Consider the following 15,109-nt stretch of genomic DNA (forward strand, 5'->3'; position numbering starts at 1 on the left):
TCCCATTTACGTCGGTTTTCACGAAGGAGATTCGGGAACTATGAAATACGCGATTGTCATTCCCGACGGCTGCGCTGATGAACCGCAAGAATCGCTCGGTGGGAAGACCCCACTGGAAGCCGCCAACATCCCGAACATGGACGCCGTCGCGAAAGCTGGCGTTGTTGGCCGTGCGGACAACGTTCCGAGCCATCTGCCGGCCGGAAGCGACGTAGCCAACCTCAGCCTTCTCGGTTACAGCCCGCTGGAATACTTTACCGGCCGCGCTCCGCTGGAAGCCGCCGCCCAAGGCATTCAACTTGGTGCCGACGACTGGGCGGTCCGCTGCAACCTGGTGACGATCCAAGACCAGATCATGAAGAGCTTCACGGCGGGACAAATCTCGACCGAAGAAGCTACGGCACTGCTCGAGTCCGCTCAGCAGGAACTGGCCGGCGAAGGGGTCGAGTTCCATCCTGGCGTCAGCTACCGAAACCTGCTGATCTATCGTGGTGAAGGGCGTCCGGCTCCGTTTACGATGGATACCCGCACCACGCCTCCGCACGACCTGAGCGACAAGTCGGTTGCCGACAGCTATCCGCGCGGCCTGGGCAGCGACTGGCTTGCCGACATGATGAGCCGCAGCGTCGAGCTGTTCGCCAACCATCCGGTCAATCAAAAGCGCATCGCCGAAGGCAAGCCGCCAGCGACCAACGTCTGGCTATGGGGTCTGGGTCGTCGCCCTGCCCTGACGCCGTTTGCGGACCTGTATGGCAAAACCGGCAAGATGATCACCGCCGTCGACTTGCTGCGAGGCTTGGCCGCGCTGATCGGGTGGGATCGCATCGAAGTCCCAGGTGCGACCGGCTACCTCGACACCGACTATGCTGCAAAGGGCCAATACGCCATCGACGCACTGGATTCGACCGACGTGATCTGTGTGCATGTCGAAGCCACCGACGAAGCCTCGCATGAAGGTAGCGTCGAAGAAAAGATCAAGGCCCTGGAAGCGATCGACGGAAAGATCGTCGGCCCACTGCATGAAGCCCTGAAGAAGCATGGCGAATATCGCTTGATCGTGCTGCCCGATCACCCGACCTTCTGCCGTACCAAGACCCACAGCCACGGCTTCGTGCCACTTGCCATGTGTGGCAGTGACATCGAAGCAGACTCGTTTGAAACCTACAACGAGCGCAACGCCGACGCTTCGCCGCTAAGCTTCGACGAAGGTTGGAAGATGATGCCTCACTTCCTCGGCGTGTAATTTTGAGGCCGCGGCGGTTGCCCGGCCAGTCTCTTTGCCCAGTGTTACCTTATTACGGATGACACCATTCCATGTCATTGATTGTTCAAAAGTTCGGGGGAACCAGCGTCGCTGATTGCGAGAAGATTGTTGCCGCCGCGCGAAAAGCGATTCGCGCGCAGCGTGAAGGTCACCAGGTGGTGATGGTCGTCAGTGCGATGGGTAAGAATACCGACGTGCTGGTCGATCTCGCGCAGCAAGTGAGCGACAATCCACCTGCCCGCGAAATGGACATGTTACTGTCGACTGGCGAACAGGTCAGCGTCGCCTTGATGGCGATGGCGATCGACGCCCTCGGCTCGAAAGCGGTCAGTTTGACCGGTGCCCAGATCGGTATCCGCACCGACAGCACCCACACGAAAGCTCGTATCCGTTCGATCGAAACTTCGCGCGTCAAAGAGTTGCTTGACGAAGGCAACATCGTGATCGCTGCCGGTTTTCAGGGGATCGACGAGAACTACAACATCACGACCCTCGGTCGTGGTGGTAGCGACACGACCGCTGTGGCTTTGGCCGCCGTGCTGGATGCCGACGCGTGTGAAATCTATACCGATGTTGATGGAGTCTACACGACCGATCCACGCGTTTTGCCAGAAGCCCGTCGCGTTCCACAAATTGCTTACGACGAAATGCTGGAACTGGCGAGCCTGGGTGCCGGCGTGATGCACAGCCGTTCGATCGAGTTCGCCAAGAAGTTCGGCGTGCCGATCCATGTGCGAAGCAGCTTCACTGATATCCCTGGCACGTTGATCGTTCAGGACCCGGAATCGAAGACCCGTCCTGTCAGCGGCGCCGCGATCACCAAGAACGAGGCCCGGATCACGCTGGAAGGCATTCCGGACGAACCAGGCGTCTCGCTGGAACTATTCCGCCGAATTGCCGCGAAGGCGATTTCGGTCGACATGATCGTCCAGAACATCAGCTCGGACGGCAAGGCGAACATCTCCTTCACGGTTCCCAAGAACGAACTGAAGGTCACGCTCGACGCCGTCAAACAGGCTGCAGAACTGCTTCGCCCAGAGAACGTCACCTACGACGAGCATGTCTCGAAAGTCTCGGTCGTCGGCCTCCAAATGGCGAACGTCCCAGGCGTGGCCGACAAGATGTTCCGCGTTCTTTCAAGCGAAGGCATCAACATCCAGGCCATCTCGACCTCGGAAATCAAGATCTCGGTCCTGGTCGCCCAGTCCGATGCCCAGAAGGCTCTGCAGATCGTCCACAACGGCTTCGAGCTTGATGTAACGCCAGAAGACTCGCCGCTGGAAGTGAGTGCCGTTCGCGTTCGCGACGTGACCGATCCGGCCGTCGTCGTGCAGCGTCTGCGTGAGATGGAAGACCTGGCGATCGACGATATCCAACTCGATCGCAGCCAGGCCCTGCTGGCCGTTCGCCGTGTGCCCGATCGCCCTGGCATTGCCGCCCAGATTTTCGAAGCGGTCGCGTCGAAGGGGATCAACATCGACGTGATCATTCAGAACGTCGGTCGCGATGGAAGTGCCAACGTCAGTTTTACCTGCCCAGCGTCCGACTACGAAAAGGCTTACGCTGCCCTGGAAGAAGTCGTGCAGGAAATGGGGGACGGCGAAGTCCAAGGCAACCGCGAAGCAGCCAAGCTATCGGTCAGCGGGATTGGCTTGCGTAGCCACACCGGTGTCGGCGTCCGCATGTTCAAGGCTTTGAGCAGTGCCGGCATCAATGTCGATCTGCTCAGCACTTCGGAAGTTCGCGTCAACGTGATCGTTGACGAGCACGAAGGCGAGCCAGGCCTGAAGGCGCTGGAAGAAGCGTTCAAAGACGTTCTGATCGATACCTAATCGATCGGGCGATTTCTCGAATCAACGAAGAAGGCCACCTGCGGGTGGCCTTTTCTTGGGGGATGACCGATCGGAAAGCCTAGACTTCCGACTCTTCCAGCACGTGTTCTTCCACATAGATCGGCAGGTGCGGCTGACTGGTGACCGCCACGGCAATCGCGTCCGAAGGCCGGGCATCGATCGAGACCAGTTCGCCATCGACCTTCACGCGCAGATTGGCGTAATAGGTCCCTTCCTTCAGATCGGTGACCACCACGCTGTCGAGTTCGCCTCCCAAACGCTCCACGATACTGACGATCAAATCATGCGTCAGCGGTCGAGGCGGGATGAAGTCCTTCACGCGACGATGAATGCTCGTCGCCTCGAAAATGCCAATCATGATCGGAAATTGGCGATCTCCGTCGACTTCTTTCAGATAGATAACCTGCTGGTCGTTTATCTCGCTGATGATGATCCGCGAGAGCTCCATTTGGATTGGCATGAGGGTGATCAGTCTTCCACAGTGATTCTCGTTCAACTGACTCGATTATATCCCTGGGAAAAGCTGTGGGAACAGTCCTTCGGCATGGAACTGTCCCCAGCGAGACAAGGGCGAACGGGTCGCTCCTTGTCGAAATCGCTAGAAGCGGCCTATTTAGCGGCCGATTCCCGCAGACGAGCCAAAGCGGCCTCGGTGCGTTCCAGTTCCTGCTTGGCCTGATCCAGGCTTTCCCGTTCGCGAGCCACGATATCGGCAGGAGCTCGGCTGACGAAACTTTCGTTCCCCAGCTTCTTTTCCTTGCTCACCACCAATTGCTGCAACTTGGACAGTTGCTTCTCGTTACGGTCGATTTCGGCTTCGACGTCGATGAAGTCCTTCAGGTCAACGAAGATCTCCATGCTGCCGACCGTCAACGTCGCGTTGGTTTCTGGCACTTCCACCTTCTGGCCCAAACCGCTGCTCTTGGCGTTGGCCATCGAGAGGAAGTACGGCGACATTGTTTCCAACAGCTTGGCGGTTGGCTCGTCGCAACGAATGACGAACTCAATCGTGTCTTTCGGCGCGATGTTCTGCCGGCTGCGGATTTCGCGAAGACTTCCCAGTGTTTCCTCGAACACGGCGAACTGACGCTCGATCGACTGGTCTTCCCACTTGCTGTCGATTTCTGGCCAGGTCGACAACATGATGCTCTCGGTCGCGTCGGTCAGCGACTCAAGACCACGCGTCGGGGCGATCTTGCCCAGGGTTTGCCAGATCTCTTCGGTGATAAACGGAATGATCGGGTGCAGCAGCCGCAACATGCAGTCGAGCACGTACGTGATCACGCGCTGAGCGACCGGACGCTGCTTCTCGTCCTGAAAGCGTTCCTTCAGCATCTCGACATAGAAGCTGCAGAACTCGTCCCAGGCGAAGTCGTACGTCGCGCGGGCCGCGTCGGCGTAGCCGTAGCTTTCGTAACAGCGGCTCACTTCCTGCGTGACCGTGTACAGTCGGGACAAGATCCAGCGATCTTCCAACTGCAGTTCGTCCGCCGAAACCGTGCCAGGCTCGAAGCCTTCCAGGTTCATCATCGTGAACCGAGCGGCGTTCCACAGCTTGTTGCAGAAGTTACGCCCCAGCTCGAAGCGTTCGCTGACGATTGCTCCGCGCGGCAGTGCCTTATCTTCGGCACTTTCAGCCCACTGGGTGCTGAACGGCTTGCCACACTTCTTGCACTCGATGCGCGGCTGCTGACGGTTCTTCTTCGTTTGATCGATGAGGAACTGGCAGTGCGGGCACTCGAACTGCACCGGCATGCGGACGTCTTGCGTTTCGGTGGTCAGATAGGCGAGACCGAATCGCAACGAGTCGGCACCGAACTTCTCGATCACGTCCAGAGGATCGACGCCATTCCCCTTCGATTTGCTCATGCGTTCGCCTAGACCATCGAGAATGGTCGGGTGAATGAACACTTCGCGGAACGGGATCTCGCCCATGTTGTTGATACCGGCCAGCACCATACGAGCCACCCACAGGGTGATAATGTCGCGGCTGGTGATCAGCGTGCTGGTTGGGTAATAGTATTCCAGCTCTGGCGTCTTGTTCGGCCAGCCCAATGTCGAGTGCGGCCACAGAGCCGAACTGAACCAGGTATCGAGCACATCTTCTTCCCGCACGAAGCCCATCGCTTCATAGCGAGTTGCCAGGGCCGCATCTTCTTCGGCGATGCAGACGTGAATCTGGCTGTAAGGCATCGTGACGCGAGCAGCACCCTGAATGGTGCCGATCTTTTCGGCCGCTTCCAGTTCTTCGTCCCGTTCGACCTGGAACTTGACCTTGCCGCTCTTGATATCGGGATCCGATTCGAGCTTGGCGACCATCTTGTCGTGGTCTTCTTTGTAGGCACATTCCTGCGACCAGATCGGAATCTGGTGGCCCCACCACAACTGGCGGCTGACAGGCCAATCACGCTTTTCGCTGAGCCAGTCGATGTAGCCGTTGGCATAGCGGGATGGGAAGATCTTCACGCGGCCATCTTTGACGGCGTCCATCGCGCTCTGGGCCAGTTCGTCCATCTTGATGAACCACTGGTCGGCCAGGTAAGGCTCGATCGGCGTTTTGCTACGGTCGGAGTAGGCGAGCTCGATCTTGCGGTCTTCGATCTTGTCGAGCAGATTCAACTTCTCGAGATCTTCGATCACCATCTTACGGGCCTGAGGAATCGTCAGGCCGATGTATTCCCCGGTCGCCTCGTTCATCGTGCCGTCGGGATTCAAGATGTTGATCATCGGCAGATCCTGGCGACGCCCCACTTCGTAGTCGTTCGGGTCGTGCGCCGGAGTGATCTTCACGCAGCCGGAACCGAGTTCTGGCTTGGCCCACTGATCGGCAACCAGTGGGATTTCGCGATCGACCAGCGGCAGCATCAGCTTGCGGCCTTCAAGAGCCATGTCACGCAGCTTGATCAGCTGTGGCAGCATCGACTCGCGACGCGCTTGGATCTCTTCGATCTGGGTCTGGATGCCCGCCTTTTCTTTGCCTGGGGCTTCCTTGAGCTTCTCTTTCAGCTCGGCTTCGATCGTGTTGAGGGCCTTTTCCGGATCAGGGTGAACCGCGACGGCCGTATCGCCCAGCATCGTTTCCGGACGCGTGGTGGCGATGGTCACATACTTCGGTTCGCCTGGCTTCGGATCGATAACCGGGTATTTGAAGTGCCAGAAGTTACCGTCGGTCGTTTCGTGGAAGACTTCGTCGTCGCTGACCGCGGTCTGCAGGAATGTATCCCAGTTGACCAGACGCTTGCCTTTGTAAATCCACTTCTTGGCGAACAGATCGAAGAAGGTCCGACGCACCGCGCGGGCACACGTTTCGTCGAGCGTGAAGCGGGTGCGATCCCAGTCGCAGCTACTGCCAAGTCGCTTGAGCTGGCCCAAAATGCGAGCTTCGTACTGATCTTTCCAGTCCCAGATTCGCTTGACCAGCTCTTCGCGGCCCAGATCGTGACGGCTCTTCTTTTCCTGCTCGAAGATTCGGCGTTCCACGACGGCCTGGGTGGCGATCCCGGCATGGTCCGTGCCCGGGATCCACAGGGTGTTGAAGCCCTTCAGCCGCTTGTAGCGAATCAGAACGTCTTGCAGCGTATTGTTCAACGCGTGCCCCAAATGGAGGGCACCAGTCACATTCGGTGGTGGAATGACAATCGTGAACGGCTCGCGACTGGGATCTGGTTCGCTGTGAAAAAATCCCTGCGATTCCCAGTACTCGTATATCTTGGGCGAGATCGAAAAATCGAAACGATTGGGAATGTCCTGAGCGGAAAACGCCACCAGTATGACTCGCTATGATTTGAAAAAGATGTTCAGGTCTACAATCCAGTATCCAGCAAGCGGAGTCCTTGCCCAGTCCCTCACCCGCTTTTTGACTTCTAATTCGCGGCGGCGACCTCGTCAGGCGTCCCCTGCTTGCTGGCAGCTTCGTCCTTGTGAAGTTTGTATTCAACGGCATCGACCAGTGCATTCCAACTGGCCTGAATGACGTTTTCGCTGACGCCAATGGTACCCCAGACGTCACTTTCGTCGCTGCATTCGATCTGCACGCGGGTTCGAGCGGCGGTTCCCGCTTCGCTATTCACCACGCGAACCTTATAGTCGACCAGTTTCATCCGCTTCAGGTTCGGGAATACCCCGTCCAGTGCCTTGCGGAGAGCCGTACTAAGGGCATCGATCGGGCCGTCCCCTTCGCCCACTTCGTGCCGCAATTGATCGCCGACCTGCAGCTTGATCGTTGCTTCGGTGGTCAATTCCATATCTTGCTGGTGGACGAAGTCTTCGACCTCGACATGATACTTCATCGTCTTAAAGTGCGGGGTGAAGGTTCCCAGGGTCTTGCGGACCAGCAGTTCAAAGGAAGCCTCGGCGGCCTCGAACTGGAAGCCTTTGTTCTCGAGATCGACCACGCGGGCCAGGATTTCGTCCATCACCTTGCGGTCTTGCTCGATGTTCATCTTGGTGGTTAATGCCATGATGTTCGATCGTCCCGACAGTTCGCTCACCAGTACGCGACGTTCGTTGCCGACCAGCTCTGGCGAGATGTGTTCGTAGCTGGACGACGCACGATTGACCGCATGCACGTGCATTCCACCTTTGTGGGCGAAGGCACTTTGACCAACGAAGGCCTGATTGTTGCGGCGATTGACGTTGGCCGTGTCGTAAACGAACCGCGAAAGCTCCGTCAGGTGATTGAGGCCGTCCCCACCGAGAACCTCGTAACCCTTCTTTTTCAGGGCCAGGTTTGCCACGCACGAGATCAGGTCGGCATTGCCACAACGTTCGCCAAAGCCGTTGATTGTGCCTTGAATCTGCTGGGCACCTGCGTCCACGGCCGACAGCGCATTGGCCACTGCCAGATCGCCATCGTTATGGGTATGAATGCCGACAGGGACACCGAATGGCTCTAGAGCTTCGATCGCGGCTCGGGTCAGCGAAGCGATCTCTTCCGGCAAGCTGCCGCCGTTGGTATCGCACAGCACTACCATCCGGGCCCCCGCTTTGGCCGCGGTTCGGATCGTTTGAGCAGCGTAATCGGGGTTGGCTTTCCAGCCATCGAAGAAGTGCTCGGCGTCATAGATTGCTTCGCGGCCCTTTTCGACCATGATGCCGATCGAGTCCGCGATCATCGCCAGGTTCTCTTCCAGGCTGACCCGCAGCACGTCGGTCACGTGGAAATCGTGGGTCTTACCGACGATCGTGACCACGGGGGCTCCTGAGTCAAGCAGCGCGTTCATGCCAGGATCTTCGTCCGCGGTCATCCCTTTGCGGCGCGTCATTCCAAAGGCACAGACCTTGATATTCTTCAGGTCCATTTCTTGAACGCGGCGGAAGTACTCCGAATCTTTCTCGTTGGAAGCAGGGTAGCCCCCTTCGATGTAGTCGACCCCAATTTCATCCAGACGTTCGGTGATTGCGAGCTTGTCCTGCAACGAGAAGCTGACGCCTTCTCCCTGGGCACCGTCACGCAAGGTCGTGTCGTAAATCTCGATCTTCTTCATGGGGCGATCCGCATACTTTTCACGACCCGAGGGGGAACTAATCCGGGTCAGGTCGGTTCAACAAAAAAGCCCTGAAACCTTTGTGGCGTCAGGGCTTACCTTTGAATCTTTCGTGTTCGCAGTCCCTACGCCGAAATGGTGGGTTCTCCCACAATGGTAATCACAGTGATCTGGATGATGGGCTGCAACATGGTAAACGCGAGGGGCATTTTCTAGGTGTATTTAAGCCGTAAGTTTAGGTGTGGTAATAAGAACTGTCAAGTTAGGACACCTGTCAGGGGAAATTGTCGAAGAAGCCTGAAACAGGCGGCCTCCCCTGGCAGCTAGCGGCTAGGCACTCTCTTCGTAGTACTCTTCCTCGTCGTCTTCGTCGGACTCCTCGTACTCTTCTTCCTCGTATTCCCCTTCTTCCTCTTCGTACTCAGCCTCTTCCTCTTCTTCGTACTCGTATTCCTCGTCTTCCGCCTCGGCGTCTTCCTCGGTTTCGTACTCTTCTTCTTCGAGCTCGTCTTCGACCTCTTCGTCGATTTCCTCTTCTTCTTCCTCATCTTCGACAACATGAGGTCGGATTTTGTTCGAGCGTTTCGCTTTTGGGGCTGGGGCCTCTTCGATCTCCAGTTCCGGTTCGGTCGGAGCGGCCTGTCCCGACTTCATCAATTCCCAGTCTTCCGGGGTAATGATCACTTCGCGGGCCTGTGAACCGTTGTAAGGTCCCACGATGCCATCTTCCGCCATGAAGTCGATCAGTCGGGCACCGCGGCCATATCCCACGCCTAAGGCTCGCTGCAGCAGCGACACACTGCCGCGCTGCTCGGCAACAATCACGTCGACGGCCGCTTCGTACAGCTCGTCCCGCTTCTTCATCTTGGCAGGGTCGGCGGTGGCGCCATCTTCGACCTTCAGCTGAACCAGTTCTTTGACGAAGTCTTGCTCGCCGGTGCTGACGAACTCGACTACGCGGTTGATCTCTTCGTCAGAGAGGTAGGTACCCTGACCACGCATCAGCGTACTGGTACCTGGCCATAGGAACAGCATGTCACCGTTACCCAGCAGCTTGTCGGCACCCATTTCGTCGAGAACGACGCGGCTGTCGGTACGGCTAGCGACCTGGAACGAAATACGAGCTGGCAAGTTCGACTTGATCAGACCGGTGATAACGTCGACCGTTGGCTTCTGCGTGGCGAGGATCAGGTGGATACCGACCGCTCGTGACTTCTGAGCCAAACGAATGATGTGCTGTTCGACTTCCTTCCCGGCGGTCATCATCATGTCGGCGATTTCATCCGCCACGATCACGATGTAAGGCAGGTTCGTGACGGCGTTGTTCCGCTCCCCTTCGTCTTCCAGTCCCAGCTTGTCCCAGATTGCTTCTTTGCCGAGAGAATTGAACGCACTCAAGTGACGTACGCCCACTTCGGCCAGCAACTGGTAACGCTCTTCCATCTTATCGACGGCCCAAGCCAGGATCGCTTCGGCCTTCTTCATGTCGGTCACGACCGGATGCATCAAGTGCGGCAGTGTGCGGTAGCAGCTCAATTCGACCATCTTCGGGTCGATCATCAGCATGCGGACTTCGTCGGGTCGACGCGTCATTAAGATCGACGTGATCAGCGCGTTCAAACAGACCGACTTACCGGTACCCGTTCGACCGGCGATTAGAAGGTGAGGCATGGCCGCCAGGTCAACCGCCAGCGAGTTCCCCGAGACGTCTTTCCCAAGGAAGATCGGCACCTTCATCTTGTTGATGCGGCCGCTCGCTTCTTCCATCACTTCGCGCAGGCGAACCATCTGGCGTTCGTCGTTGGGTACTTCGATACCGACGGTGTTCTTGCCAGGGATCGGGGCGACAATACGCACACTTGGCACGCGGAGGGCAATCGCCAGGTCGTCGGCCAGACCGGTGATCTTCGACAAACGAAGGCCTGCTTCCAGTTCGACTTCGTACTGAGCGATAACCGGGCCCGTTTCGATTTCGACCACCTTCACATTGAACCCGAAGTTCAGGAAGGTCTTTTCGAGGGTCTTTGCCTTCTTGCGGACTTCGCGTTCCTGTTCATCGAACGAGAAGTCGTCGCTCTCGATCAGCAGCTCGATCGGAGGCAGTTCGTAGTTTTTCGGGTTTTCCAGACCATTGGCGGCACTGTCGAGCTCGCTCATGACATGCTTGCGAGCGTCGTCCTGCGGCTTCTTGCTGTTGCGGTTCTTTACCGCCAGCGGCGCAGGCTCTGGCTTGTCGACACGGGTAATCGGAACTTCGTCTTCGACTTCTTCCTCTCCCAGTTCTTCTTCGACTTCTTCGTCGATTTCCTCTTCTTCTTCGAGCTCTTCTTCCTCTTCGACTTCCTCGTCACCGCTGGCGGCTTCTTCCTCGAAGACCTCTTCGCCATCTTCGAACGGAATCTCTTCGTCGACGTCAGTCTTGATCTGGCGACCGCCAATCTTGATGCGTACGCCCTTTTCGTCGTACTCATCCTCGTTCGCGACTTCTCCGTCTTCACCATCTAAGCCAAACTCGGCCCGGAGCTTCGCGCGGCGTTCTTCGGCAAGGCGTTCGCGGCGAGTCTTCCAGGCTGCGGCACCGGCCTGGGTCTTTTCTTTCGCCTTCACCAGGCCCCAGACCGTCAGGCGAACCAGTTCGTACTCGGTGCAAAGCAGTAACCCACACGCAGTCGCGGCCAGACACAAGATGATCGAGCCGGTCGTGGCGAAGTGTTCACTGAGGAACTGTTGCCCCACCAGGCCAAGTCGTCCGCCAGAACTGCTGATCGGGCCTGGCGATGCCCCCGGAGCGACGATGGTGACAAGCGTCGTAATACCGGTCAGGGTCACCAGCCAGCCGATCAATCGGGCACCGGGCGAGGTAATTTCCTTCCGCATCAACAGGAAGAAGTCGAGCGTGCCCAGGCTGAATACGGCAAAGTAGGCTCCGATACCGAGAGTCACCAACAGGAAGTCGGAGACCAGGGCTCCCATGCCACCGCACAGGTTATGGACCTGGTTCGGCTGGGGAAAGCTGACCTGATCGGGCTGATAGATATTACTGAATGGTGGCGGAAGCTCGCCAATGGCGTCATCGGCACGATACGACAACAGCGATAGCGCCAAGAAGATTGTCAGGGCAGACAATCCAATCGCGATCATATCTCGCTGGATGCTTCGCTCTTCGAACATTCGACGCTGCTGGGAAAACGGGGAGTATGAGCGAGGCTGCCCCCAGACGGGTGACTGGGACCTGACGCTCCACTTTCCTCCTTCGGCTCTGCTAGCGATCAAGCCGTAATGCGATTTCCTCGCACCGGCGCGATTCGCCAGTTCGCAGATCCGCCAACGCCGAAAGATTCGGCAGAACCGTTACAGGTAGTCGTTGGCGAAGTTCTTCACCGATCGCCAGCCCGATTCTTTCCCCGGCTGCAGCACCGCGACCAGCTCGCCAGCACTGGTCATGGCCGCAACTTCGTTTCCACTTGCTTGACCACTGGCGGAAGGCTTCACGTCGATCAGCTTCCCTTGGGCGAGCCGAACAATCTGCTCGGCATCGACCACCACCGACGGCAAGGCTTGAACGGCGCGGCAAGTCGATTGCAGCGACTGTTCGATCTTTTCTCGATTGAAGTTATCGAGTGGATTGAGTGCTTCCTCGATGCGAAAGTCGCCAATCGCCGTGCGAACTAATTCGGACATGATTGCCTCGGTGCCAAGACTTCGCGCGAGGTCTCTTCCCAGCGAACGAACGTACGTTCCGCTGCCACATTCAATCCGCATCGAGAGCTGCGGGTATTCGTACTGCAGGATCTCCAGCTTATAGACCTCGATCTCGCGACTGGCAAGCTTCACTTCTTTTCCCTGCCGGGCGAGGTCGTAGGCGCGCTTGCCGTCGACTTTCAGGGCGGAGTAAGCCGGCGGCATCTGCGAGATCGTTCCGAGAAACTGCGGCAATTCGGCTTCGATCTCAGCGAATGTTGGCTGCGGCGGACTTTCCAACTCAATCACCGCGCCTTCGATGTCTTCCGTATCGCTGTGACGCCCCAACAGAAAGACCGCTTCGTACGTTTTCGGCAATCGCTGGATGTATTCAATCAGCTTCGTGCCCTGTCCCACCGGGCAAACCAGGACGCCGGTCGCCAGTGGATCGAGAGTACCGGCATGCCCTGTCTTGGCGGGGCGAACCTGTCGCTGCACAATGTTCACAATATCGCGAGACGTTTTGCCAGCCGGTTTATTGATATTCAGAATGCCGTGCATTGCCGCCCAAACGCCGAAAGACGTCTTCCTGTCGATTCACAAATTCGATGCGCAATCCCTTGTCTTAACGGTTTCAGCGAGATCCGACAACGCCTGCCCCCGCTTGCCTTGTCAAGCCCAACGAAGCCCTCGCCGAGCGATCGCATCGTGGTTCCGCCAATTTGTTTGACGGGCGTTTGAGATCTCTACAATGAACTCAAGGGAAAGCGTGACCCGCATGGCGTCCTACGCCAGACGCTTCCTTACACAACCATCCAAGCCTCTAATGCCAGGGAGATTTCGTTCGATGTCCGACAACAAGCCCAAGCCGACCACGACTGACGCCGGCATTCCCGTCCCCAGTGACGAGCATTCGTTAACCGTCGGTCGCGATGGCCCGATCGTGCTGCACGATCATTATCTCATCGAACAGATGGCCAACTTCAATCGCGAGCGAATCGCCGAACGTCAGCCACATGCGAAGGGTTCCGGTGCGTTTGGTACCTTCGAGGTAACCCATGACGTGAGTGCCTACACGAAGGCAGCCGTCTTCCAGCCGGGCACCAAAACCGACACCCTGATTCGTTTTTCGACCGTGGCGGGCGAACGTGGCAGTCCCGATACCTGGCGAGACCCGCGCGGGTTCGCGCTGAAGTTCTATACGACCGAGGGCAACTACGACATGGTGGGGAACAACACGCCGGTGTTCTTCATCCGCGATCCATTGAAGTTCCAGCACTTCATTCGCTCGCAAAAGCGACGTGCGGACAATGGCCTGCGGGACCATGACATGCAGTGGGACTTCTGGACCCTTTCGCCCGAGTCGGCTCACCAGGTCACCTGGCTGATGGGCGATCGAGGGATTCCCAAGAACTGGCGACACATGAATGGCTATTCCAGCCATACCTACATGTGGGTGAACGCCAAGGGCGAACGCTTCTGGGTAAAGTACCACTTCAAGACCGATCAAGGAAACGACTTCCTGACCCAAAATGAAGCGGAAAAGATCGCCGGTGAAGACTCCGACTATCACCGCCGCGATCTGTTCAACGCGATCAAGGAAGGCAACTTCCCAAGTTGGACGCTCAAGATGCAGATCATGCCGTTTGAGGAAGCGGAAACGTATCGGTTCAATCCGTTCGATCTGACGAAAGTCTGGCCTCACGGCGATTATCCGCTGCACGAGGTGGGCAAGCTGACGTTGAATCGCAACCCGACCGACTTCCACACCGAGATCGAACAGGCCGCCTTCGAGCCGAACAATCTGGTACCAGGCATCGGCGCGAGCCCCGACAAGATGCTGCTGGGTCGGATGTTCGCCTATGCCGACGCTCATCGAGCCCGGATGGGTGTGAACTATAAACAGATTCCGGTGAATCGCCCCAAGTGTCCCGTACACAGCTATAGCAAAGATGGCGCGATGCGGATCGATAACGTTACCGATCCAGTCTACGCACCAAACTCGAAGGGAGGTCCTCAAGCCGACCCGAGTTTGAATCCGGTCAACGATGTCTGGGGAGCCCAAGGTGACTTCGTCCGCGAAGCTTACACGCTGCGGAAGGACGACGACGATTGGGGTCAGGCCGGCACGCTGGTTCGCGAAGTGCTGGACGACGCAGCCCGAGATCGCCTGGTCTCGAATGTGGTCGGCCACTTGAGCCAGGACGTTTCTGACCCGGTCCTGGAACGCGCCTTCACCTATTGGAGGAACATCGACCAGGAAATTGGCGACCGTATCGCGAAGGGAGTGAAGGGGAAGTAACCGTTTTCCCTCGCCCAAAGGCAGACGTTCGAAATCGAAAGAGCCCGTCGACCATTCATCGACGGGCTCTTTTTTTGGCTGGTCTGGAATGTGTGGATGCTATTCCGACAGTTCCAGGTTCACTTCGTTCGTCCCGACCCTGAGGACCGTCAGCAACGTGCTCGTCTGAGCACTTTGGTACTTCTTCGGAACATTCGGCATGTCCTTCGGTTTCATCGCGGGTGGCGAGTTCGGTCCGAGCGAGACTTCGACTTCTGGAGGCAGGATGATGACCTGATAGTCACCTGGGTCCATCCCACCGGCAGCACGAATTTCGTACTTGCCTTCTTCGTCCAGGACATCGCTGGCACTGTCACCAGTCGCCTTATTGCGAAACGACACGGTCGCTTCAGTGACTGGTTGACCCTTAAAAGTCACAACACCCTTCACGGTACCAAGCGGTTCCGACTTACTGCAGCCACAGATGACCACGGCAGCCAGGGCGATCGAAAACAGTTTCCAATTCAGCATCATCTTAAAGTTC

At 57.4% G+C, this 15,109-nt stretch carries 9 protein-coding genes; 3 read left to right on the forward strand and 6 right to left on the reverse strand.

What is annotated here, in order from left to right:
• Positions 1–40: 40 nt before the first annotated feature.
• Both ABD890_RS18430 and ABD890_RS18435 read left to right on the forward strand, forming a co-directional pair.
• Positions 41–1,243: a cofactor-independent phosphoglycerate mutase gene (locus ABD890_RS18430; protein ID WP_345093151.1), complete on the forward strand. Its 1,203-nt coding sequence runs from the start codon at positions 41–43 to the stop codon at positions 1,241–1,243.
• A 71-nt stretch (positions 1,244–1,314) separates the two neighbouring features.
• Entirely contained in the window at positions 1,315–3,096 is a 1,782-nt protein-coding gene (locus tag ABD890_RS18435) for an aspartate kinase (RefSeq protein ID WP_345093154.1), read from the forward strand.
• Positions 3,097–3,175: 79 nt separating this feature from the next.
• Here ABD890_RS18435 and ABD890_RS18440 read toward each other — a convergent pair whose 3' ends face one another.
• The 5 genes from ABD890_RS18440 to truB form a co-directional block, all read right to left on the reverse strand.
• On the reverse strand, positions 3,176–3,577 hold the full coding sequence (locus ABD890_RS18440) for a bifunctional nuclease family protein (protein ID WP_345093156.1): 402 nt from the start codon (positions 3,575–3,577) through the stop codon (positions 3,176–3,178).
• Between the two features lie 149 nt (positions 3,578–3,726).
• Entirely contained in the window at positions 3,727–6,885 is a 3,159-nt protein-coding gene (locus tag ABD890_RS18445; RefSeq protein ID WP_345095044.1) for a valine--tRNA ligase, read from the reverse strand.
• A gap of 95 nt (positions 6,886–6,980) precedes the next feature.
• Complete coding sequence (cimA, locus tag ABD890_RS18450) at positions 6,981–8,603, reverse strand: citramalate synthase (RefSeq protein ID WP_345093159.1); 1,623 nt, start codon at positions 8,601–8,603, stop codon at positions 6,981–6,983.
• Between the two features lie 330 nt (positions 8,604–8,933).
• Positions 8,934–11,774 (reverse strand): DNA translocase FtsK, encoded by a 2,841-nt coding sequence (locus ABD890_RS18455; RefSeq protein ID WP_345093161.1) that lies wholly within the window; start codon positions 11,772–11,774, stop codon positions 8,934–8,936.
• A gap of 180 nt (positions 11,775–11,954) precedes the next feature.
• Positions 11,955–12,845: a tRNA pseudouridine(55) synthase TruB gene (gene truB / locus ABD890_RS18460; RefSeq protein ID WP_345093164.1), complete on the reverse strand. Its 891-nt coding sequence runs from the start codon at positions 12,843–12,845 to the stop codon at positions 11,955–11,957.
• Positions 12,846–13,131: 286 nt separating this feature from the next.
• Between truB and ABD890_RS18465 the strand changes: the two genes are divergently transcribed.
• Positions 13,132–14,586, forward strand: coding sequence for a catalase (locus tag ABD890_RS18465; protein WP_345093167.1), 1,455 nt, complete (start codon positions 13,132–13,134; stop codon positions 14,584–14,586).
• 99 nt (positions 14,587–14,685) lie between these two features.
• Here the strand turns inward: ABD890_RS18465 and ABD890_RS18470 are convergent, their stop codons facing one another.
• Entirely contained in the window at positions 14,686–15,099 is a 414-nt protein-coding gene (locus tag ABD890_RS18470; RefSeq protein ID WP_345093170.1) for a carboxypeptidase-like regulatory domain-containing protein, read from the reverse strand.
• Between the last annotated feature and the right edge of the window lie 10 nt (positions 15,100–15,109).

Source organism: Bremerella cremea (genome assembly GCF_039541315.1).
Lineage (GTDB): Bacteria > Planctomycetota > Planctomycetia > Pirellulales > Pirellulaceae > Bremerella > Bremerella cremea.

Bases quoted from the DNA above. Each gene is read 5' to 3' on its own strand.
- ABD890_RS18430 (WP_345093151.1), top strand. From the start codon at position 41: ATGAAATACGCGATTGTCATTCCCGACGGCTGCGCTGATGAACCGCAA.
- ABD890_RS18435 (WP_345093154.1), top strand. From the start codon at position 1,315: ATGTCATTGATTGTTCAAAAGTTCGGGGGAACCAGCGTCGCTGATTGC.
- ABD890_RS18440 (WP_345093156.1), bottom strand. From the start codon at position 3,577: ATGCCAATCCAAATGGAGCTCTCGCGGATCATCATCAGCGAGATAAAC.
- cimA (WP_345093159.1), bottom strand. From the start codon at position 8,603: ATGAAGAAGATCGAGATTTACGACACGACCTTGCGTGACGGTGCCCAG.
- ABD890_RS18455 (WP_345093161.1), bottom strand. From the start codon at position 11,774: ATGTTCGAAGAGCGAAGCATCCAGCGAGATATGATCGCGATTGGATTG.
- truB (WP_345093164.1), bottom strand. From the start codon at position 12,845: ATGCACGGCATTCTGAATATCAATAAACCGGCTGGCAAAACGTCTCGC.
- ABD890_RS18465 (WP_345093167.1), top strand. From the start codon at position 13,132: ATGTCCGACAACAAGCCCAAGCCGACCACGACTGACGCCGGCATTCCC.
- ABD890_RS18470 (WP_345093170.1), bottom strand. From the start codon at position 15,099: ATGATGCTGAATTGGAAACTGTTTTCGATCGCCCTGGCTGCCGTGGTC.